The sequence below is a fragment of the Salinicola halophilus genome (assembly GCF_003206155.1).
Classification (GTDB): Bacteria; Pseudomonadota; Gammaproteobacteria; order Pseudomonadales; family Halomonadaceae; genus Salinicola; species Salinicola halophilus.
Genome location: NZ_PZJV01000008.1, coordinates 23,544 through 44,485 on the forward strand (window position 1 = coordinate 23,544; position 20,942 = coordinate 44,485).

Below are 20,942 nucleotides of genomic sequence, written 5' to 3' on the forward strand. Positions count from 1 at the left end.
GACTAAAGTCTAATCTCCCTGCTCGGGCGAACCCGCTTTACCCGGAACCACGCGGCGCACGAGCGCGCCAATGGTCAATCCCTGGGTGACGATCGAGAACAGCACGATGAGATAGGTCACGTTGAGCAGGATATCGCGGGCTTCTCCTGCCGGTAGCGACAGCGCCAGTGCCACGGAGATACCCCCGCGTAGCCCGCCCCAGGTCAGTACGCGAATGGAGCCGGTTCGAAACCGCGATCGCGCCAGCAGTACCGGGCCGGAAACGACGAAGCCGCGCACCGCCAGCAACAGCACGATCAGCGGTAGCGCCACCAGCAGATAGTTCCAGTCGAACGGCAGCGCCAGCAGCTCGAGGCCGATGATCACGAACAGCAGCGCGTTGAGGATCTCGTCGATCAGCTCCCAGAAATCGTTGAGATGCTCGCGGGTATTGCTCGACATGGCATGCGTCCAGGCGTGATTGCCGACAACCAGACCGGCAACCACCATCGCGATGGGGCCGGAGACGTGCAGATGCGTCGCCAGGGTATAGCCGCCCAGCACCATCGCCAGCGATAGCAACACCTCGACCTGGTACTGATCGACCCGACTCATCAGAAGGTGGACGCCGTAGCCGAGCACCAGCCCGAACAGTGCCCCGCCACCGGCTTCTTCGGCGAAGAGCGTGATGGCGTGCAAGCCCGCCAGCGACTCGCCGCTCTCGGCGGCCCCCACCAGCAGAGTGAAGAGCACCACGGCGACACCGTCGTTGAACAGCGACTCACCGACGATGCGCACTTCCATGTCCTCCGGCGCCCCCGCACCGCGCAGAATGCCCAGCACCGCGACCGGATCGGTCGGCGAGATCAGCGCGCCGAAGACCAGACACCAGGGCAGCGCGACCGGTACGCCCATCGCGCCCAGCAGCCAGTGCGAAGCGAAGCCGATCAGCAGCGTACTGACGAGAACCCCGAGCGTGGCGAGCAGGCCGATCGAGAACCAGTAGCGTTTGAGCTTCTTGACGTCGACGTGCAGGGCGCCGGCGAAGAGCAAAAACGACAGCATGCCGTTCATCAGCAGGCTGTCGAAGTCGAGCGCCTCGACCCAGCTGCGAGTGACAGCGGCCGGCGCCCCCAGTCCCAGCCCGGCGAGCCCCTGGATCGCCAGCGAGAGCAGCAGCGCGATCACCATTACGCCGATCGTCGCCGGCAGATGGACAAAGCGTTCGTTGAACCAGGCCAGACAGGCCGTCAGGGTCAGAACGATGGCAGCGAGTTCGAGCAAGTCACTCTCCTTTTGCGGGGGCCGAAGTGGGTGTCGGCGTAAGGGTGTCGGCGTGAGAAGGTCGGCATCCGGTGAGACACTAGCGCCAGCAACGCGAGGAGCCACGCAACGCCGGCGTCTCTGAAGTTCCGATGTTTTCGAAGCGAGATAGAAGCAAGTTGGAAGCCGAAGAGGCCAGACGCAGACGGACCCGCCTGAGCGGGTCCGGTGGGAACGACATGGCGCAGTCGGCGTCAGAGCCCGGCGGCGGCTCTCAGCGCCTCGGCCCGGTCCGTCTTCTCCCACGGGAAGGCGGTGAAGGTTTCGGTCTGGGTCTCGCCGTTGACGTCGGTCCAGGTGTAGCTCGACTCGAACGGCTCGCGACCGAAGTGCCCGTAGGCCGCCGTAAGCTGATACATCGGATGGAGCAGATCCAGCATCCGCGTGATCGCGTGCGGGCGCAGGTCGAAGTGCTCGCGCACCAGTTCGATGATCTGCGCCTCCTCGATCTTGGCGGTCCCGAAGGTGTTGATCGACACCGAAGTCGGTTCGGCGACGCCGATGGCATACGACACCTGGATCTCGCATTTGTCGGCGAGCCCGGCGGCGACCAGGTTCTTGGCCACGTAGCGCCCGGCATAGGCCGCGCTGCGATCCACCTTGGAGGGATCCTTGCCGGAGAAGGCGCCGCCGCCGTGGCGTGCCATGCCGCCGTAGGTATCGACGATGATCTTGCGCCCGGTCAGGCCACAGTCGCCCACCGGGCCGCCGATCACGAACTGACCCGTCGGGTTGATATGGAACTGGGTGCCGTCGTGGAGCCACTCCGCCGGCAGCACGTCGCGAATGATCAGATCCTCGACCGCTTTGCGCAGGTCTTCCTGCGAGATATCGGGATCGTGCTGCGTGGAGAGCACCACGGCATCGACGCCGGTGGGCTTGCCGGCATCGTCGTAGGTGAAGCTGATCTGGCTCTTGGCGTCCGGACGCAGCCAGGAGAGCGTGCCGTTCTTGCGAAGCTCGGCCTGACGCTCGACCAGACGATGCGAATAATGGATCGGCGCCGGCATGAAGGAGTCGGTCTCATTGGTGGCGTAGCCGAACATCAGCCCCTGGTCGCCGGCACCCTGGTCTTCGGGCTTGGCGCGGTCCACGCCCTGGGCGATATCCACACTCTGCTTGCCGATCAGATTGATCACGCCGCAGGTCTCGCCGTCGAAGCCGACCTCCGACGAGGTGTAGCCGATATCCAGGATGACCTTGCGAACCAGGTCTTCGAGATCGACCCAGGCGGTGGTCGAGATCTCGCCGGCGACGATCGCGACGCCGGTTTTCACGAGCGTTTCGCACGCCACCCGCGCCTGCTTGTCTCGCGCGATGATCGCATCCAGAACCGCGTCGGAGATCTGGTCGGCGATCTTGTCGGGATGCCCCTCGGAAACGGATTCGGACGTAAATAGAGAGTATTCGCTCATGGCGTACGGTAATCCCTTGCGTTCTCTGGTGGCGGCTCACGGTAACGGTCCGCACGGCATTCGAGACGCCGCCGCCGGTATCAAAAGCGATGAGTCGACGGCGTGCGATAGTCGCCGGACGGACCCAAAAGTCTACACAGTCAATCGCTAGCTGCCTATCGGCCCCGCCCCCGCCGTGCCGGCAGCCGGCATGCCGGGTAGACCGCGGCTGTGTGTCGCCGGATCTTGAACTAGCCTAGAGGATTATCGCGTCGCGACGGTCTCGCGAACCGACAGCGACTGTCGGCCAAGCGCCGATCGCGACCTCATTGACGTTTCAGGAGACCTTTCATGGCACAGGGAAAAGTGCGTTATGCCGTCGTGGCCGGCGGTGAGATTTCGCAGCGCGCCTTCATGCCGGGTATCGCTCGCAGCGAGATTTCCGAGATGACCGCGCTGGTCACCGGCGACCCCAAGAAGGCCGAGGTACTGAGTGAGCGCTACGGCCTCAAGGTCTACGGCTACGACGAGTACGAGACGCTGCTGCACTCCGGCGAGATCGACGCGGTCTACGTCGCCACGCCCAACTTCCGCCACCGCGAAGACACCGTCCCGGCGCTCGAGGCGGGTATCCACGTGCTGCTCGAAAAGCCGATGGCGACCTCGGTGGCCGACGCGGAAGCGATGATCGAGGCCGCCAAGCGTGGCGGCGCCAAGCTGATGATCGCCTATCGGCTGCATCATGAGCCGGGCACGCTGGAGATGATCGATCACATGCGCCGCGGCACCATCGGCGCGCCGCTGGCGTTCTCGTCGCAGCTGACTCAGGACCTCAACCCGCAGAATCATCGCGCCAAGCACGGCTACTGGGCCGGGCCGGTGCCGGACATGGGCACCTACCCGATCAATGCGGTACGCCACCTCTTCGGCCAGGAGCCGATCGAAGTCAGCGCCATGGGCGACGATCGCCCCGGCCGCGACTACGACTGCACCGACAGCGTGAGCGTCAGCCTGCGCTTCCCCGAGGGGCGCCTGGCACAGTTCTTCGTCAGCTACTCCACCAGCGGGCACAACCATCTCAGCGTCGTCGGCGAGAAGGGCTCGCTCCTCGCCAAGCCCTGCTACGCCTTCGGCCCGGAGGTCTCGATCACCTACGAGCTGAGCGTCGACGGCAAGAGCCAGTCGCACTCGGCGGGCGCGGTGGAGCAGTTCGGTGGCCAGACCGACTACTTCTCGCAGTGCATTCTCGACGACGTCGAACCCGAGGCCGACGGCATCGAGGGGCTTCGCGACATGCGGATTCTCGAAGCGATCGAACGCGCGCTGGAAACCGGTCAGCCGCAGACGCTCGAACCACTCGCCTACCGCGAGCGCATCCGCAACGATCAAGTGCGCCGCTTCGCGACCGTCGAGCCGCCCGAAGTGGTGAGCGTCGAGACCATCACCGGCGATTGAGATCGACCCCGTACCGGCGACCGGAAAGCGGGCCTGTATCCGGCGCCGGACGGTGCTTATACTGACCGCAAGCTTGGCGTCCTGCCGATGTGCCAGCGGGTCACGCCAGCCGTGTCCGGGTCGAGACTTCAAGGCGCCCGACACGGTCATCCATTCTGATTCAGGAGATCCGATAGCCAATGCCATCTCGCCGTCAGTTAGCCAACGCCATTCGCGCGCTCTCCATGGACGCGGTCCAGCAAGCCAACTCCGGCCATCCCGGCATGCCGATGGGCATGGCCGACATCGCCGAAGTGCTCTGGAACGACCATCTCAAGCACAACCCGGCCAATCCGGACTGGGAAGACCGCGACCGTTTCATTCTCTCCAACGGTCACGGCTCGATGCTGCACTACTCGCTGCTGCATCTGACCGGCTACGGCCTGGAACTCGAAGAGCTCAAGAACTTTCGCCAGGTCGGCTCCAAGACGCCCGGCCATCCCGAACACGGCCTGACGCCCGGCATCGAGACCACGACCGGCCCGCTCGGTCAGGGTCTCGCCAACGGGGCCGGCATGGCGATCGCCGAACGCACGCTCGCCGCGCAGTTCAACCGCGACGGCCATGAGATCGTCGATCATCGCGTCTGGGTCTTCGCCGGTGACGGCTGCCTGATGGAAGGCGTCAGCCACGAAGCCAGCTCGCTGGCCGGGACGCTCGGGCTCGGCAACCTCACCGTCTTCTACGACGACAACGGCATCTCCATCGATGGCGAAGTCGAAGGCTGGTTCACCGACGACACCGCTGGCCGCTTCGAAGCCTACGACTGGCACGTGGTGCGCGACGTCGACGGCCACGATGCCGAGCAGATCAGCAAGGCGATCGAAGAGGCCAAGTCGATAACCGACAAGCCCTCGCTGATCATCTGCAAGACCGTCATCGGCTTCGGGGCGCCCAACAAGGCGGGCAAGGAAGAGAGCCACGGTGCCGCCCTCGGCGAAGACGAAGTCGCCGCGGCGCGCAAGCAGCTCGGCTGGGAGTCGCCTGCGTTCGAGATCCCCGATGAGTACTACCAGGCGTGGGACGCCCGCGATCGCGGCCAGAAACTCGAGGCCGAGTACGACGCCAAGCTCGCGGCCTACGAAAAGGCGTATCCGGAGCTCGCGAAAGAGCTTAAGCGTCGCTACAGCGGCAAGCTGCCGGAGAGCTTCGACGGCGATGCGCTGGTCAAGCGCGCCCAGGAGAAGTCCGAAAAGCTCGCCTCGCGCAAGGCATCGCTTGCCGTGCTCAACGAGCTCGGCCCGGACCTGCCGGAACTGTTCGGCGGCAGCGCCGATCTCGCGCCTTCGAACCTGACGCTCTGGAAAGGCGCCAAGGCGATCAACAAGGGCGACTTCGACGGCGACTACCTGCACTACGGCGTGCGCGAATTCGGCATGGGCGCCATCGCCAACGGTATCGCCACCCACGGCGGATTCATCCCCTATGACGCCACCTTCCTAGTGTTCATGGAGTACATGCACAACGCCGTACGCATGTCGTCGCTCTCTCACACGCGGATCATCCACGTCTATACCCACGACTCCATCGGCGTCGGCGAGGACGGCCCGACCCACCAGCCGATCGAGCAGCTCGCCGATCTGCGCAACCTGCCGGGGCTGGCCACCTGGCGCCCCTGCGATGCTACCGAGACCGCGGCCTCCTGGGTCGAGGGTCTCGAGCGCGAGACCGGACCGACCGCGCTGATCTTCTCGCGTCAGGACCTGCCGGCCCAGCCGCGTGACCACGAGCAGGTGAAGAACATCCGCCGTGGCGGCTACATTCTGCGCGACTGTGACGGCCAGCCGGATCTGCTGCTGATCGGCACCGGCTCCGAGGTCGATCTGGCCATGCAGGCCGCCGAACAGCTGGAAGACAAGGGCCACAAGGTGCGCGTCGTCTCCATGCCCTGCACCACCAAGTTCGACGAACAGGACCAGGGCTATCGCGACTCCGTCCTGCCGAGCAGCGTACGAAAGCGTCTGGCGATCGAAGCCGCCATTCCGTCGACCTGGTACAAGTACGTGGGTCTCGACGGCGACGTCATGGGCATGACCACCTACGGCGAGTCCGGCAAGGGGAGCGATCTGTTCAAGCACTTCGGTTTCACCGTCGACAACGTCGTCGCCCGCGCCGAGAAACTGCTGGGCTGATAGTTACCGCCCACGTCTCGCGATGAGAAACGCCCGGCCTCGTGCCGGGCGTTTTGTATTCCGGGTCGTGCGTTTCACGTCACGCTTTGTTCTCCCGACGAATGCCGCGCCATCGTTCGGTTTCTCGCGGTCATCGATGCGTATAGACTGAGCCCGCGCCGTCGATCTCGATCCGATGGCGCGTTCTCAGGGCGGGGTGAAAGTCCCCACCGGCGGTGATGACGCGACACGCTCGAGACGCCATCCGAGACGAACTCGGCAGGAAGTCAAAGAGATGAGCGTTCAAGCCCGCGAGCGCTCGAGGCACGATGTCTCGAGGTCAGCAGATTCGGTGAGACTCCGAAGCCGACGGTTAGAGTCCGGATGAAAGAGAACGGTTTTCTCAGCCAGCGACGACGCGACCCGTCGCCGAGTACTCTCGCAAGTCAGCGAGGCTCGACGACATCCTCTCTCGACCCGCCGAGCGGACCGAAGCCCTGATTCTGGTTCCCGTGACGACCGTCACCGACTCAAGGAAACGACCATGAATCAGTCCACACCCCTCACGCTATCCACGTCGACGCGCAGCGCGCGTATCGCCTTCATCCGCGCCGACTGGCACGGCGATATCGTCGAGAACTGCCACGCGAGCTTTCTCGCCACTCTCGCCGAGAACGGCTTCCCTATCGATCAGGTGGAGACCTTCACCGTCCCCGGCGTGTTCGAGATTCCGCTGCAGGCCAAACTGCTGGCGAAGAGCGGGCGCTACGGCGCCATCGTCGCGTCGGGGTTCGTCGTGGATGGCGGTATCTATCGTCACGATTTCGTCTCCACCGCAGTCATCGATGCACTGATGACGCTGCAGATGGAGCAGGAGGTGCCGGTCATCTCCGCGGTGCTGACACCGCACCACTTTCACGAGCACGAGGCGCACCTGCAGTTCTTCCGCGAGCACTTCGTGACCAAGGGGTGTGAGGCCGGCGAAGCGTGCCTGAAGACGCTGGACAATCTGGCCCAGGTGCGCAGGCTCACCGCCGACTGAGCGCCACCGCACCGGTCGTCGCACTCGGCACCTCGCAAAAAAGCCCCCGCCATCCTCGATGGCGGGGGCTTTCTCGTTACCGGCACGTCGTCGCGAAGCGGTTTCGTCAACCAGACTTCTTTAGCGGCTGGGTCACGGCGACGGCGCCGACCGCCTGTGGACAGGATGAACCATGACGGTTCTCCCCTGCGATCGGCGCGACTGACCGACTAGCTCTGCATGCTGGCATGGCGACGATTGCGAATGTTGATATAGATCGCGAAGGCCAGCGACATGGCGATCAGCGCCCACAGCAGCATCGCGATCGGGCTCTTGGTGAAGAAGATCGAGTAGTTACCGTAGGACTCGAGACTCTTCACGAAGTAGATCTCTGCCGACTTGCCGAGGATGAAGCCGATGATCAGCGGCACCGTCTCCAGTCCGATCTTGTGGGCGATCCAGCCGAACACGCCGAAGAGCAGCAGCGTCCAGACGTCGAACATGATGCCGTAGTTGATCGCATACGCCCCCACCACACACATCATGATGATCAGCGGATAGAGGATGTACTTGGGTACCTCGATCACCTTGGCGATGGGCTTGATCGCCAGATACATGATCGCGAACATCAGCAGGTTGGCCACCAGCAGGCCGATGATGATCAGATACCAGGTATCCATGTTGTTGCCGATGAACAACGGACCGACTTGAATGCCCTGGAGCGTGAACGCACCGATCAGAATCGCGGTGGTGGAGTCGCCCGGAATCCCCAGCGAGAGCAGCGGCACCAGCGCGCCGCCGGTCAGCGCATTGTTGGAGGACTCCGACGAAACGATACCCTGCGGCGCGCCCTTGCCCATCTGGGAAGAGTCCCGCGAGAAGTTCTTCTCCTGGCTGTACGCCAGCACCGATGCTGCGCTGCCGCCGACACCGGGCAGCATGCCCACAAAGGTGCCGATGCTCGACGAGCGCACCAGATTCAAGAACTGGCCCTTGAAGACGCTGAACGAGAACTTCTTGCCGTTTTTCAGCGAGATGCGCCCCTGGTTCGCTTCATCCTTGAAGCTCTTCTCCGCATCCAGCAGCACCGTGGTCAGACCGAAGATCCCGATCAGTACCGGCAGCAGCGAGAAGCCGTCGATCAGGTAGTACTCCATCCAGTCGAACATCAATCGCGTCTCGCCGTTACCGCCATCCATGATCGAGTAGGTACCGATCAGACTCAGCCAGACACCCAGCACGCCGCTGAAGATTCCCATCAGCAGATTGGAGCAGAGCGAGGCGATGACCGTCAGCGCCAGCAGGATGATCAGGAATTTCTCCACGTTGGAGAACTTGATCGCAAAGTCGGCGAGGATCGGCGCGAAGAAGAACAGCACGGCGGCACTGAAGAGACCGCCGAAGATCGAGGCGACGATCCCCGTCTTGAGCGCCCGCTCGCCTTCACCGCGCTGCGCCATGGGGTAGCCGTCGAACGTGGTGGTGATCGACGATGGCGTCCCGGGAATGTTGAGCAGCACTGCCGGCACCATACCGCCGGAGATCCCCCCGACGTAGAGCCCTAGCAGCAGCGCGACGCCGTTCTCGAGGCCAAAGGCGTAGGTCAACGGCAGACACACCGCCACCGCCATGGTGGCCGTCATGCCTGGAATCGCACCGAAGATAATGCCGACCAGCGTACCGGCGGCGATCAGGCCGAAAAACAGCGGCGTGAGATGAGACAGAATGTCCATGGTGTACGTCTCCGATGATCAGGGCAACGTGATGCGAAACAGTTGCGCCAGCACGTACCATGCAAGCGTCGGCGCGATCAGCGCGTTCACCACGACGATCAGCAGCAGTCGTCGCGAGAAGTGATCGATGTAGAGCAGCGACAGGGCCAGCACGAAGACGATCGAGCAGATCAGAAAGCTGTAACCGGTGTTGGGAAAGACGTCGCTGAGCACACCCATCATGTAGAAATAGATCGTCGTCAGAACGATCGTGCCGAAGAAGCGCTTGCGATCGAACTCGCCGCCCCGCCCCGCCAGCGCGCGGCCCGCCTGCTTGATACCGGGCGCGACGTGGCGATAGCGGGTGAGCAGGATCACGCCCAGCAGGATCACCAGGATCCAGGTCACGATCCGCGGGAAGAACAGATGCGACTGTCCGAAGTCGATGCTGACATCGAACAGAGATAACCAGTGGCTTTCCATGGAAAGCGTCTCCTACGTCGGCACCTCGCCGACAGCAGCAGGGGGAAGGAGGGGCGCCGACCGCGAGAGGGTCGGCGCCGGATGGATCAACCCTGGAGGTTGCCGATGATGCCTTCGTACTCGTCGTTCTTCTGCTTGATCGACTCGACGGCCTCGGCAGAAGGCTTGAAGTCGGGCACGAAGAACGCGCGCTTGAGCTGCTCGTTCACTTCGTCCTCTTCGAAGACGTCGGCCAGGGCGTTGTCGATGCAGTCGACGGCGGCCTGATCCATGTCCTTGTTGTAGAGGAAGAAGAACTCCTTATCGAAAGTGAAGCTCTCGTCGGCGTCCGCGCTCATCGGGATGTCGACACCGGCGTACTGGAGGAGCTGCTCACGAGTGGTGTCGCCCATGCCCTCTTCGTTGGTCTGGGCAATGGTCTCTTCCGGCGAGGTGAGCCAAATGAAGCGCATCGACTTCTGATCGTCTTCGGGCAGGTTGGTGTACTGCTCGTTGGCCTGCACCGAGCCGTTGATCACGTCCACCGCACCGTCGAACAGCAGCTGGTTCTTGTCGGCCTGCGAGCCGGTATTGACCGCGACGATGTTGTCTTCCTGCCCCGGATGCTCGAGGCGAACTGCGTTCTTGAGCGCGGAGAAACCGAGTTCCGAAACGCCGCCCGGCTGGATGGCGACACGCACGCGCTCGCCGTTGCCGGCGGCCTCGATGATGTCGTCCATCGTCTGGTAGTCCGACCCCTTGGGCACCAGATAGGCGTTACCCGGGTTGATGGCGAAGGTCGGGCCGACGGTGTAGTTCTCGAAGATGTCGGGATAGCCGTTCACGCCGTAGAGGTTGCCGAGGTAGCTGCCATCGTGGAAGACCATGATGGTGTTGCCGCGACGATCGCGCTCGAGTGCGCGGAAGGCGCCCATGACGCCGACGGCATCGACCTTGGCGTTGATGTCGAGCTTGTCGGCGAGCTGGTCGACGACGATGCTCGACGCCTGATAGGTGTCGCCGCCGGTCGAGGTCGAACCGATGACGACTCGCAGGTTGCTCGGCAGCGGACAGTCGTCCTGCGCCTGGGCGGTCGCGGTCACGCCGAGAGCGGCGGTGGTCAGTGCAACGACGCAAGCCTTGCTGAAAATCGTGGTCATGATACGTCTTCCTTCACCGTTGATTCGCTGCCGTGTGCGCAAGGCACATCGGCGCGAAGTGGAATGATAGCGTTATCATCAGTGTCGCTAGCGAAGGTAAAGAAGGCGACTTTGTCAGACAATTCAACTTAGGTCGGCAGACTAAAGTCTCATGACGAAAAACCACCGCACAGCAGTCGTCTAGCGGTAATACCGGGAAAGCCACGGCAGCGATTTCTTGGCGAGCATTCACCAGCCCAACGGCGGTGAACGCCCGTCGTCCAGACAAAAAAAGAGCCCGCTGTCGCGGGCTCTCGGATTGTGGTGGCGGTCGTGACCACCGTTTGCAAAACGATCAGGCGATCGTCACGTCCTTGGAGAGATAGACGTCCTGAACGGCGTTGAGCAGTTCGATACCTTCGTTCATCGGCTTCTGGAACGCCTTGCGCCCGGAGATCAGGCCCATGCCGCCGGCGCGCTTGTTGATCACCGCCGTACGCACCGCTTCGCCCATGTCGGAATGGCCCTTGGAGCCGCCGCCGGAGTTGATCAGCCCGGCGCGCCCCATGAAGGAGTTGGCCACTTGGTAGCGTGCCAGATCGATGGGGTTGTCGCTGGTCAGTTCGCTGTAGACCTTGTCATGGGTGTGGCCGAAGCCGATCGCCTTGTAGCCGCCGTTGTTCTCCGGCAGCTTCTGCTTGACGATATCGGCCTTGATCGTCGCCGCCAGATGCACGGCCTGGCTCGTGAGGTCGGAGGAGACGTGGTAGTCGGTGCCGTCCTTCTTGAACTCCGGGTTGCGCAGGTAGGACCACAGCACCGTCACCATGCCCAGCTCGTGGGCGCGCTCGAAGGCTTCGCTCACTTCCTGGATCTGGCGACGGCTATCTTCCGAGCCGAAGTAGATCGTGGCGCCGACCGCGATGCAGCCCATGTTATGCGCCTGCTCGATCTGCGCGAACATGGTCTGCTCGTACATGGCCGGCAGCGTCAGGCTTTCGTTGTGGTTGAGCTTGAGCATCATCGGAATCTTGTGCGCATAGCGTCGCGTCACCGACGAAAGAACGCCGAGCGTCGAGCAGACACAGTTGCAGCCGCCCTGCAGCGCCAGCTCGACAATGTTCTTGGGGTCGAAGTACTGGGGGTTCGGTGCGAACGACGCCCCGGCGGAGTGCTCGATGCCCTGATCGACCGGCAGAATGCTCATGTAACCCGTGCCGCCCAGGCGGCCGTGATTGAACAGCGTCTGCAGATTGCGCATGACGTGCGGGCTACGATCGGAGTCGGAGAAGACGCGATCGACGAAGTCCGGGCCGGGCAGGTAGAGGTCTTCTTTCTTGAAGCCGCTACAGGTGTGGCTCAACAGCGTTTCGGCTTCGGCGCCCAGCAGCTTGGCGATATCGGTCATGATGCGGTTCCTCTCTTCTCAAGATGACGAGTCCACGCGAGCCGACGTGCTCGCGCGAACCTCTTGGGTACGTTCTGGTGACGTCGTGCGCATCGCTTCGCAAAAGCCGTACGCTTTGTGCTGGCGTACATTTCCGCCAAGCCGCGCGCCGATGGATGTCCAAGATTCGAGCCGCGTCACCGCGCAGTCTCGAAAAAGTCTAGCGAGGGCCGCCTTTGCCATCCGACAAACGAGGTGGCCTCGGGCGTGCCCAAAAATTCGACGGAGGCCGGTGTCCGCTTCCACGCGGTGGAACGGGGCGCTGCCGACTCGCGCCGGCCGGTTCGACGGCGCCGTCCAAGAATAAGCGACATTGCGTCGCAGTTCACCCACTGCACGCGCCGCGTTTACGTAATTGCGACACACCGGCGCGTCCGGCAAGACTGCCACGAAACGCCGGGGCGATGCGGCTGAAAATCCTCAGTGAAAGGTGCCCATGGAGCGCCCCATCGTGATCGCGGTCGGTTTTGCTAAGATACACGGCTCGCCATTCCGAGGGTGGACTCATGCAGGTGCTGCGCGGTTTTCTCTGGCTGCTGGCCGGGTTGTTGTTCGGTCAGAGCGTCGTGCCCTGGCTGCCTGTCGCGCTGCCGGCCGGCGTCGTCGGCATGTTGGCGCTCACGCTCGTCTTTGCGCTGCGCGGCGGTATCGATGCCGATGTCGCCGCCGTCAGCCAGCCGCTCATCGGCATGCTGGCTCTACTCATCATGCCGGGCGTGGTAGAGATCTTCTTCGTTGCCGGACGTTTCGCCGATCAGGCCGGTGCCATTCTCGTCGCCCTGCTCGTGGGGACGCTGGCGAGTGTCGCCTCGACCCTGTGGCTGCTCAAGCAATGCCTGCCCGCCGAACCGGCCGCGCGCGACGTCGAGGAAGCCACGTGACGCCGCCCCTCTTCGCCTCTCTGGCCAAGCTGCCGACGCTCTGGTTTCAAACCCCGATCGCCTCGATCGCGCTGACGCTGGCGGCCTACTTTCTCGGCGTGCGGGTGTTCAAGCTGCTGGGCCGCCCCAACTGGTGCCCGGCGATGCTGATCGCGGCGCTGTTCATCGCCGCGGTGATCGCCCTGCTGCCCGTGGGTATCGACGACTACAAGACAGGAGCGGCCTGGCTGATGCTGCTGCTCGGCCCGGCGACGGTCGCGCTTGCGGTACCGCTCTATCAGCAGCTGGGCCAGATACGCGCGCTGTGGAAACCGATCGTGATGACCCTGCCGCTCTCGGCGACGCTCGCCGCCTGCTACGCGCTGGTGATCGCCTGGGCGATGGGCGCGCCTTTGAACGTGCTCGCGTCGCTGGCGCCGAAGTCGGTCACCTCGCCGATCGCGCTGAGCCTCACCGAGGAGCTCGGCGGCTCGACCGCGCTGCTGATGGGCTCGCTGATGCTCACCGGCCTCACCGCGATCTTCGCCGTCGAGTGGCTGTGTCGGCTGATGGCGATTCGCGATCATCGGCTGATCGGGTTGGCGCTGGGCATCAACGGCCACGCGCTGGGCACCGTGCGCGCTTTCGAGATCAGCCATCAGGCCGGCGCCTTTGCCTCGCTCGGCATGAGTCTCACCGGCGTATTCACTGCCATCGTGCTGCCGGTGGCGTGGCATCTGCTGTTCTAGGCGTCCCACGACATCACGCACGCTCGCCGGGTCGCCATGAAGCGCCCGACGTCCCGACCTGCCTTCGCTGCCCGACCTCATGCACTACGCTTGAGGTCATTCGCTCGACAATCCTGAGTTCCGATGGCTGGGAGGCCAACACCATGACGATCGCCAGCGACAGCGGCCAGGGCAGCCCGACCCTGGTCCTGATGCACTTTTTCGGCAGTTCCCATCACGAGTGGCAGGAGGTGATCGAGGATCTCGAAACCGACATCCGCGTCGTGACCCTCGACATGCCGGGCTTCGGCGCCGCCAGTGACGTTGCCGGTTTCGACGGCGTGTCGATGACGCGCCACGTGATCGAGCATATCGAGGCCGCCGCTCTCACCGACGTGGTGCTGGTCGGCCACTCCTTTTCGGGGCGCATCGCCATGACCGTCGCCGCCGAGCAGCCGGAGTGGCTGCGTGCGCTGGTGCTGATCGCGCCCTCCCCGCCCGGCCCGCAGCCGGTCAGCGACGAGGAGCAGCGCTTCCAGTTGAACTTCGATTTCAGCGAAGCCCAGGCGCGGGAATTCATCGATGGCGCCTGCCAGGTCGCGCTCGACCCGGCGCGCTACCAGCAGGCGGTGGAGGATGCGATCACCGCCAACCCCACGGCGTGGCGCGCCTGGCCGAGCGAGACCTACGCCGAGGACTGGCGCGAGCGCGTCGGCCAATTGAGCCTGCCCGCTTGGGTGCTGGTGGGTGACGGTGACCCGTCGCTACCGCCGGCGGTGCAGCGGGAATCCGTCATGCCGCACCTGAGCAACGGCGCGCTGGAGATCTACCCCGGCTACGGCCATCTGCTGCCGATGGAGATGCCGGAGACGCTGGCGGAAAGGCTCAACGCCATCGCCGCCCAAACCGCGGCCGCGCGGGTCTGATCTCGCGTCGGACGCGATCCCACCGGCTCGCCGCGCCGACCCTAGCGCGCCGACTCATCTCCCGGCCCCAGCGCCGGTCCGATCACCGGGATGCGCCCGGTGATCGCCGCGCAAAGCCCCAACCATCCGGGAACCCGCTGCCAGCCAACGCCGGCGCTGGCGTTGTGTCGTAGCCAGGTGCCGCTGCCCGGCGACGCCGGCTCCTCGGGTCGGGCGCCCAGCGCGACCAGGGCAGCCCGGTTCGCTTCGGCCATTCCCTCCTCGAACGTCGTCGGCACCGCCAGCGAGGCGTTCACGGCGGCGAGCCGCGTCAATGCGCCCCGGGTACCGGGCCCCGACGTGCCGGCGCCGAGCTCGCTCGCCCCGACATGCACGCCGAGTACGTCGGCGACGCGATCCGCCTCGTATAGCACGGCCAGACGCATCAGAACCCCCGTCGCCGCGCGAACGCCCGCGCCTTTCTCGCCGTCCAGCCGCTCGCGATCCCGCGGCGACAGTGTGACGGCGTCATTGGCGGCCTCTCGCGTCGCCGATTCGAACGCCAGCGCCCCGCCACCGGTGACGTTGGCGAGTCCGGCAAGCTGGGGGCCGGTGAGGATCAGCCGCGCATCCGCTTCCAGCGTCAGCGTATGGGAAGAGGTCGCGAGGGCGAAATGCAGCGGATCGAGCACCAGCAGCGCCGGCCCGCGTTCGAGCAGCGCATCGGCAACCAGTGCCGCCAGGACGACCGAAGGATCGGGACGGTCGAGCACGATCAGCGCCGGCGCCATCTCAAACTCGACCAGGTCGAGCAGCACCGCGGTGACGGCCTCCGCCTGCGCCGTGGGGCCATCTGCGTCTCCATCGACGGCGAGCACTAGCGCCCGCTGCGCGAGCGTCTCCCCGAAAGCGGCGTGATTCGTGGCGATGACCCGGCCCGAATTCCGATCCACCGCCGTCGAGAGGTCGAGCCGGGACGCGCTCAGCGTGCGCCCGGTGGCATGGCGAACGACGCCCCGCGCGGAGGGCGGCAGCGTGAACATCAAAGATTCGAGACGACGTGTCACGATGGACTTTCCTTGAGTCGATGGTCGGCGGTTCCGCGTCCGTCACGGACGTCGCCACTCGGTCACGCCTGTCCTGCGGCGAACTCGACGATACGCTAGCATGCGACGTCTCCCAGAACCCGAACGGGGAATGCGACATGCCCTATCGCGTCGCCATCAACGGCTACGGCCGCATCGGCCAGAGCGTACTGCGAGCGCTGACCGAGCGACCGGAACTGCCCATCGAAGTCGTCGCCATCAACGAGCTCGCCGATCTCGATACCCTCGCCTACCTGACCCGCCACGACACCACCCACGGCCGTTTTCCCGGCCACGTCGAGACCCGGGAGGGAAAGCTCGAGATCGACGGCCGACCGATCTCGGTCTTCGCCGCCGCCACGCCCGAAGCGCTCGACTGGCAGGCAGCAGGCGTCGATCTGGTGCTCGAGTGCTCCGGCAGCTTCAAGGATCGCGCCACCGCCGAACGCCATCTGACGGCGGGCGCGCCGCGCCTGCTCTTCTCGCAGCCTGCCGAGCCGGACGTCGACGCCACCGTAGTCCACGGCGTCAATCACGACGTGCTTCGCCCCGAAATGCGCATCGTCTCGGCCGCCTCCTGCACCACCAACGCGCTGATCCCGATCCTCACCGCGCTCGACGCGGCGTTCGGCGTCGAGCACGGCGTCACCACCACCATCCACTCGGCGATGAACGACCAGCCGGTGATCGACGCCTACCACCACAGCGACCGGCGGCTGACCCGTTCGGCGCTGCAGTCGATCATCCCCGTGGATTCCGGCCTCGCCCGCGGCATCGGCCGGCTGATGCCGCATCTCGCCGAGCGCTTCGAGTGCCTGCACGTGCGGGTGCCGACGATCAACGTCTCCGCCATGGACATGGCGATCACCCTCGGCCGCGACGCGACCGTCGCCGAAGTCAACGACTGCCTGCGCCGAGCGAGCCTTGCGCGCTTCGCCGGGGTGCTCGGCTACACTGACGAGCCGATGGTCTCGGTCGACTTCAACCACGATTCGCGCTCGGGTATCGTTGATGCCACCCAGACCCGCGTGGCGGGCGGCCGCCTGCTCAAGGCGCTCTGCTGGTTCGACAACGAGTGGGGGTTCGCCAACCGCATGCTCGACGTCGCCCACCACTGGCTCGACCTCTCGTCGCCCTCCGTCCCACTCCATCGCAAGGAAAGGATCTCATGACCGTAAGCAAGATGACCGAGCTGGATCTCTCGGGAAAGCGCGTGCTGATTCGCGAGGATCTCAACGTCCCCGTCAAGGATGGCAAGGTCACCAGCGACGCGCGCATCCGCGCCAGCCTGCCGACCATTCGCGCCGCGCTCGACGCCGGCGCCCGCGTGCTGCTGATGAGCCACCTGGGCCGCCCCACCGAGGGCGAGCCGGCGGACGAATTCACCCTCGCCCCGGTCGCGGAACACCTGGCGACGCTGCTCGGCCAGCCCGTACGTCTGGAGAAGGACTACCTCGACGGCAACGTCGACGTGAGTGATGGCGAAGTCGTGCTGCTGGAGAACGTGCGCTACAACAGCGGCGAGAAGAAGGACGACGAGGCGCTCGCCAAGACCTACGCCAAGCTCTGCGACGTCTTCGTGATGGATGCTTTCGGCACCGCCCACCGCGCCCAGGCCTCGACCCACGGCGTCGCCCGTTTCGCCGACAAGGCCTGCGCCGGCCCGCTGCTTGCCGGCGAACTCGACGCGCTGGAGAAGGCGCTCAGCGCCCCGGCGCGGCCGATGGCGGCCATCGTCGGCGGCTCCAAGGTCTCGACCAAGCTCGACGTGCTCGAGGCGCTCTCGCAGAAGTGCGATCAGCTGATCGTCGGCGGCGGCATTGCCAACACCTTCATCGCCGCTGCCGGCCACAACGTCGGCAAGTCACTCTTTGAGGCCGATCTGGTCGACAAGGCCAAGGAGCTGATGGGGCGCGTCGAGATTCCGCTACCCACCGACGTGGTCGTCGCCACCGAGTTCTCGGAGTCCGCCGAAGCGACGGTCAAGCCGGTCGATCAGGTCAACGACGACGAGATGATCCTGGATATCGGCCCGGAGACCGCGCAGCACCTCGCCGGCCTGCTCAAGAACGCCGGCACCATTCTCTGGAACGGCCCCGTGGGCGTGTTCGAGATCGATCAGTTCGGCAAGGGCACCGAGACGATCTCGAAAGCGATCGCCGACAGCACCGCGTTTTCCATCGCCGGCGGCGGCGACACCCTGGCGGCAATCGACAAGTACGGCATCGAGGAAAAGGTCTCCTACATCTCCACCGGCGGCGGCGCCTTCCTCGAGTACGTAGAGGGCAAGACCCTGCCCGCCGTGGCGGCGCTGGAAGCGGCGTCCAACTGAGATCGGCGGGTTCGCGGTCTGGATGAATCGGTGGGCAGCGGCCCGCCGATTCATCCGCCCGGCCCTAACCGATAGACACAAAAAAACCGGCTCAAGAGCCGGTTTTCTCGATTATGGCGGAGAGGGAGGGATTTGAACCCTCGATACCCGCGAAGGTATGCCGCATTTCGAGTGCGGTGCATTCGACCACTCTGCCACCTCTCCATAACGCGAATCGCGTGCGCTTTTCCGCCAGCGGTGCTCACCACCGCAAAGCGAATCCGACGTCCGCATCGCGCGGCGTACTATACAGAAAACGCCCCGGGCTTGTGAAGGCGTGATGCCACCGACGCCTCGCTATCAGGTGAGAACGCAGTGCGTTTCGATCGATTCGAGGTGTGACCGGAATTCACGACCGCGACGATTTCTCCTCGATCCCGCAGGCGCCGGCGTCACACGGGGCGCAGCGCTCTCGTCCGGTCAGCCAGCCGGAGAGGCGATAGCGGCGCGGGGCGAACCAGCGATAGACGCGATCCGCCACCGGTTTGATCAGCGGCCAGCGTAGCGGTGCGGTGAGCCAGCCGCGCCCCACCAGCGACCAGGCCCGGTGGGTGACGTCGAGCCCGTGGAGCCGTTCGCCGCGATAGTCGCCGAGCAGGATCGCGCTCGCCTGGGCGCGATCGACGTCGGGCCAGCGCTCGCTGAAGTCCTCGGCGTGAATGTCCTCGAAGCGGATGCGTCGATGACGATCCAGACGCTTCAGGTGCTGGATCTCGTGAACGCAGAGCGGGCAGGCCCCGTCGTAGAACAGCGTTAGCTCGGCCATGACCCCTCTTCCTCCTCGTTGGCGTAGTCAGGCTGGGTCTGAAAACTCTTTGGGCGTCGCCTGCAGAGTCACTAGAGCGTAGCGCAACGGCGTGCCCGACACTCGCCACGTGTCACACGATCCGCGTCTCACGCCCGGCGTCAGGCGAGGATCGATGCCTTCCACCAAAGTCGCGATCGTTCGCCAAACGCGAAACCGCGCTTGAGGGAACGTCAATAGCCACCGCGAAGCGGCGATCGCTATAGTCGCCGGTCGATACCGCGCGCCTCGCGCCTTCTACCGCCCGCCTCTGTCAGGAGAGAGGATGAAAAGACGCATCCGTGAACCGGTCAAAAGTCCCGTCGTCTGGATCGGGTTCATCCTTCTCTTCGCGCTGGTGACGCCCTGGTACTTTCCCAGCGGCGATTTTCGACCGCTGCTCTGGGGCGTGCCCTACTGGGCGGTGATCGTGCTCGGGGCGTCGCTTGCGCTGTCGCTGTTCATCACCTGGGTCGTCGCCACGCAGTGGCAGACCGGCGCCGATGACGACGAGGGCGAATCATGAACGTGGAACTCGCTTTCGGCGGCGGGTCGGGCATCCTGGTACTGCTGCTCTACGGCGGACTGATGCTGGCGGTGGGGCTGTTCGCTTATCTTCGCAACCGTGGGGTGCGCGAAAGTCTGGACGAGTACTATCTCGGCGGACGCGGGCTCGGCGTCATGGTGCTGTTTTTCACCTTCTTCGCCACCCAGTACAGCGGCAACACGGTGGTGGGCTATCCGCCGACCGCTTATCGGCTGGGCTATCAGTACCTGGTGTCGGTGCCGTTTTTCATCATGATCATCATGGTCTATCTGCTGTTCGCCCCGCGCCTCTATGCGCTGGGCCGACGCTTCAGCCTGCTGACGCCGGTCGACTGGATCGATCTGCGTTTTCGCTCGAAGAAGGTGACCATTCTCGCCGGCATCCTGATGCTCTACGGTCTCGGCAACTATCTGCTCGAGCAGTTCGTCGCCATCGGCCAGGGGGTCTCGGGGCTCACCGGCGGCACGATTCCGTATCAGGTCGGCGTGGTCTTCTTCATCGTGATCATGGTCGCCTACAGCTGGCTCGGTGGCATGCGCTCGGTCGCCTACACCGATACCATTCAGGGAATCGCGCTGCTCTTCGGGGTGTTCACGCTGCTGCTCGGATCACTCTACTACTTCGGCGATCTCTCCCACGCCGCTGAGATCATGGCCGAGACCGCACCGGAGAAACTTGGCGCCCCGGACAGCGGCGGGGTGACCACCTGGTTCTGCCTGCTGGTGCTGGTGGGGATCGGCGCGGCGATCTACCCCCACGCCTTTCAGCGCATCTTCTCGGCACGCAGCGAACGCACGCTCAAGCGCTCCTTCGTGCGCATGGCCTACATGCCGTTTCTGACCGCCGGCGTGGTGTTCATGGTGGGCATCATCGGTATCGGCGCGTTTCCGGCGCTCTCTACCGGTGAGTCGGAGCAGCTGGTGGGCATGCTCGCCAATGCGCTGGCCAACCAGAACGCCTTCTTCTACTGGGCGATGGTGCTGCTCTTCGGCGGCGTGATCGCGGCGATCGTCTCCACCGCGGACTCGGTGCTGCTGACGTTCTCCTCGATCGTCTCCCACGACCTCTACGGCCGCTACGTTGCCCCCGAGGCGAGCGAGTATCGCAAGATTCTGGTAGGCAAGCTGGTCGGCGTGGTCGCGGTGATCATTCTGGTGCTGATCGCCTGGTATCCGCCGGGCACGATCTATCAGATCTTCGTGCTCAAGTTCGAAGTGCTGATCCAGACCGCCCCCGCGCTGATCCTGGGACTCTACTGGCGCCGGCTCAATACCCAGGCGGTCTTCGTGGGGATGCTTGCCGGCACGATCGTGGCGGCGCTGTTCACCTTCACTGGCTTTCGCCCGCTGGGCGTCTTCAGCGGTCTGTGGGGCCTCTTGCTCAACCTGATCCTCTGCGTCGGCGGTACCCTCTGGCAGAGCGCCGCCGTCAGCGAGCAGCAAAAGGCGGACGAGATCCTCGCCTGGCAGCGCTAGACGCCAAGCGAGGTCTCCCTTTCCGCCGTTGACGATGGCGCGTCGGGCAGACTTCAGGGCGGCAGCGCACGAGGGTGGAGAGACTTGCCGCCGGGCGCCGGCGAC

18 protein-coding genes, 1 tRNA gene and 1 riboswitch are annotated in these 20,942 nt (G+C 64.6%); of the genes, 10 read left to right on the forward strand and 9 right to left on the reverse strand.

The features are described from left to right. Nucleotides 1–9: 9 nt before the first annotated feature. Nucleotides 10–1,263: a cation:proton antiporter gene (locus DOM33_RS15580; protein WP_110670667.1), complete on the reverse strand. Its 1,254-nt coding sequence runs from the start codon at nucleotides 1,261–1,263 to the stop codon at nucleotides 10–12. Between the two features lie 233 nt (nucleotides 1,264–1,496). Further along, nucleotides 1,497–2,717 (reverse strand): methionine adenosyltransferase, encoded by a 1,221-nt coding sequence (metK, locus tag DOM33_RS15585; protein WP_110670669.1) that lies wholly within the window; start codon nucleotides 2,715–2,717, stop codon nucleotides 1,497–1,499. 330 nt (nucleotides 2,718–3,047) lie between these two features. Here metK and DOM33_RS15590 point away from each other — a divergent pair, with 330 nt between their 5' ends. The 3 genes from DOM33_RS15590 to DOM33_RS15600 all read left to right on the forward strand — a co-directional run bounded on the left by DOM33_RS15590 (nucleotide 3,048) and on the right by DOM33_RS15600 (nucleotide 7,343). Beyond that, nucleotides 3,048–4,151, forward strand: a complete 1,104-nt coding sequence (locus tag DOM33_RS15590; RefSeq protein ID WP_110670671.1) for a Gfo/Idh/MocA family protein — start codon at nucleotides 3,048–3,050, stop codon at nucleotides 4,149–4,151. A gap of 179 nt (nucleotides 4,152–4,330) precedes the next feature. Continuing rightward, nucleotides 4,331–6,322: a transketolase gene (gene tkt / locus DOM33_RS15595; protein WP_110670673.1), complete on the forward strand. Its 1,992-nt coding sequence runs from the start codon at nucleotides 4,331–4,333 to the stop codon at nucleotides 6,320–6,322. 178 nt (nucleotides 6,323–6,500) lie between these two features. Continuing rightward, nucleotides 6,501–6,701: riboswitch (FMN riboswitch) on the forward strand. Between the two features lie 144 nt (nucleotides 6,702–6,845). Then, nucleotides 6,846–7,343: a 6,7-dimethyl-8-ribityllumazine synthase gene (locus DOM33_RS15600; protein ID WP_110670675.1), complete on the forward strand. Its 498-nt coding sequence runs from the start codon at nucleotides 6,846–6,848 to the stop codon at nucleotides 7,341–7,343. A 209-nt stretch (nucleotides 7,344–7,552) separates the two neighbouring features. Here DOM33_RS15600 and DOM33_RS15605 read toward each other — a convergent pair whose 3' ends face one another. From DOM33_RS15605 to DOM33_RS15620, 4 genes are all read right to left on the reverse strand, one after another. Continuing rightward, a complete protein-coding gene (locus DOM33_RS15605) occupies nucleotides 7,553–9,055 on the reverse strand; it encodes a tripartite tricarboxylate transporter permease (protein WP_110670677.1) in 1,503 nt (500 codons plus the stop codon). An 18-nt stretch (nucleotides 9,056–9,073) separates the two neighbouring features. Next, the gene (locus DOM33_RS15610; protein WP_110670679.1) at nucleotides 9,074–9,517 is read right to left on the reverse strand and encodes a tripartite tricarboxylate transporter TctB family protein; all 444 of its coding nucleotides are present in this window, start codon (nucleotides 9,515–9,517) and stop codon (nucleotides 9,074–9,076) included. A gap of 86 nt (nucleotides 9,518–9,603) precedes the next feature. Then, nucleotides 9,604–10,656, reverse strand: a complete 1,053-nt coding sequence (locus tag DOM33_RS15615; RefSeq protein ID WP_110670681.1) for a type 2 periplasmic-binding domain-containing protein — start codon at nucleotides 10,654–10,656, stop codon at nucleotides 9,604–9,606. A gap of 334 nt (nucleotides 10,657–10,990) precedes the next feature. Further along, entirely contained in the window at nucleotides 10,991–12,043 is a 1,053-nt protein-coding gene (locus DOM33_RS15620; protein ID WP_110670683.1) for a class I fructose-bisphosphate aldolase, read from the reverse strand. Between the two features lie 545 nt (nucleotides 12,044–12,588). Here DOM33_RS15620 and DOM33_RS15625 point away from each other — a divergent pair. The 3 genes from DOM33_RS15625 to DOM33_RS15635 all read left to right on the forward strand — a co-directional run bounded on the left by DOM33_RS15625 (nucleotide 12,589) and on the right by DOM33_RS15635 (nucleotide 14,596). Then, nucleotides 12,589–12,963 carry a CidA/LrgA family protein gene (locus DOM33_RS15625; RefSeq protein WP_110670685.1) on the forward strand — a complete coding sequence of 125 codons (375 nt, stop codon included), beginning with the start codon at nucleotides 12,589–12,591 and terminating at the stop codon, nucleotides 12,961–12,963. Then, nucleotides 12,960–13,691: an LrgB family protein gene (locus tag DOM33_RS15630; RefSeq protein WP_239495400.1), complete on the forward strand. Its 732-nt coding sequence runs from the start codon at nucleotides 12,960–12,962 to the stop codon at nucleotides 13,689–13,691. Before DOM33_RS15625 ends, DOM33_RS15630 begins: the two co-directional genes overlap by 4 nt. A 143-nt stretch (nucleotides 13,692–13,834) precedes the next feature. Further along, nucleotides 13,835–14,596 (forward strand): alpha/beta fold hydrolase, encoded by a 762-nt coding sequence (locus DOM33_RS15635; RefSeq protein WP_110670689.1) that lies wholly within the window; start codon nucleotides 13,835–13,837, stop codon nucleotides 14,594–14,596. A gap of 41 nt (nucleotides 14,597–14,637) precedes the next feature. Here DOM33_RS15635 and DOM33_RS15640 read toward each other — a convergent pair whose 3' ends face one another. Next, a complete protein-coding gene (locus DOM33_RS15640) occupies nucleotides 14,638–15,642 on the reverse strand; it encodes an aconitase X swivel domain-containing protein (RefSeq protein ID WP_162617998.1) in 1,005 nt (334 codons plus the stop codon). A 137-nt stretch (nucleotides 15,643–15,779) separates the two neighbouring features. On the opposite strand from DOM33_RS15640, the gene DOM33_RS15645 reads away from it, so the two are divergent. Together DOM33_RS15645 and DOM33_RS15650 are read left to right on the forward strand one after the other, a co-directional pair. Beyond that, on the forward strand, nucleotides 15,780–16,832 hold the full coding sequence (locus DOM33_RS15645) for a type I glyceraldehyde-3-phosphate dehydrogenase (RefSeq protein ID WP_110670779.1): 1,053 nt from the start codon (nucleotides 15,780–15,782) through the stop codon (nucleotides 16,830–16,832). Continuing rightward, complete coding sequence (locus tag DOM33_RS15650; RefSeq protein ID WP_110670693.1) at nucleotides 16,829–17,992, forward strand: phosphoglycerate kinase; 1,164 nt, start codon at nucleotides 16,829–16,831, stop codon at nucleotides 17,990–17,992. Before DOM33_RS15645 ends, DOM33_RS15650 begins: the two co-directional genes overlap by 4 nt. Before the next feature lie 114 nt (nucleotides 17,993–18,106). On the opposite strand, the gene DOM33_RS15655 is transcribed toward DOM33_RS15650, so the two are convergent. Together DOM33_RS15655 and DOM33_RS15660 are read right to left on the reverse strand one after the other, a co-directional pair. Further along, nucleotides 18,107–18,196 (reverse strand) — tRNA-Ser (locus DOM33_RS15655). 184 nt (nucleotides 18,197–18,380) lie between these two features. Continuing rightward, entirely contained in the window at nucleotides 18,381–18,797 is a 417-nt protein-coding gene (locus DOM33_RS15660; RefSeq protein ID WP_110670695.1) for a thiol-disulfide oxidoreductase DCC family protein, read from the reverse strand. Nucleotides 18,798–19,101: 304 nt separating this feature from the next. Between DOM33_RS15660 and DOM33_RS15665 the strand changes: the two genes are divergently transcribed. Further along, nucleotides 19,102–19,341, forward strand: coding sequence for a hypothetical protein (locus DOM33_RS15665; RefSeq protein ID WP_110670697.1), 240 nt, complete (start codon nucleotides 19,102–19,104; stop codon nucleotides 19,339–19,341). Further along, the gene (locus DOM33_RS15670; protein WP_110670699.1) at nucleotides 19,338–20,837 is read left to right on the forward strand and encodes a sodium:solute symporter family protein; all 1,500 of its coding nucleotides are present in this window, start codon (nucleotides 19,338–19,340) and stop codon (nucleotides 20,835–20,837) included. The genes DOM33_RS15665 and DOM33_RS15670 overlap by 4 nt, the downstream gene beginning before the upstream one ends. Nucleotides 20,838–20,942 lie beyond the last annotated feature (105 nt).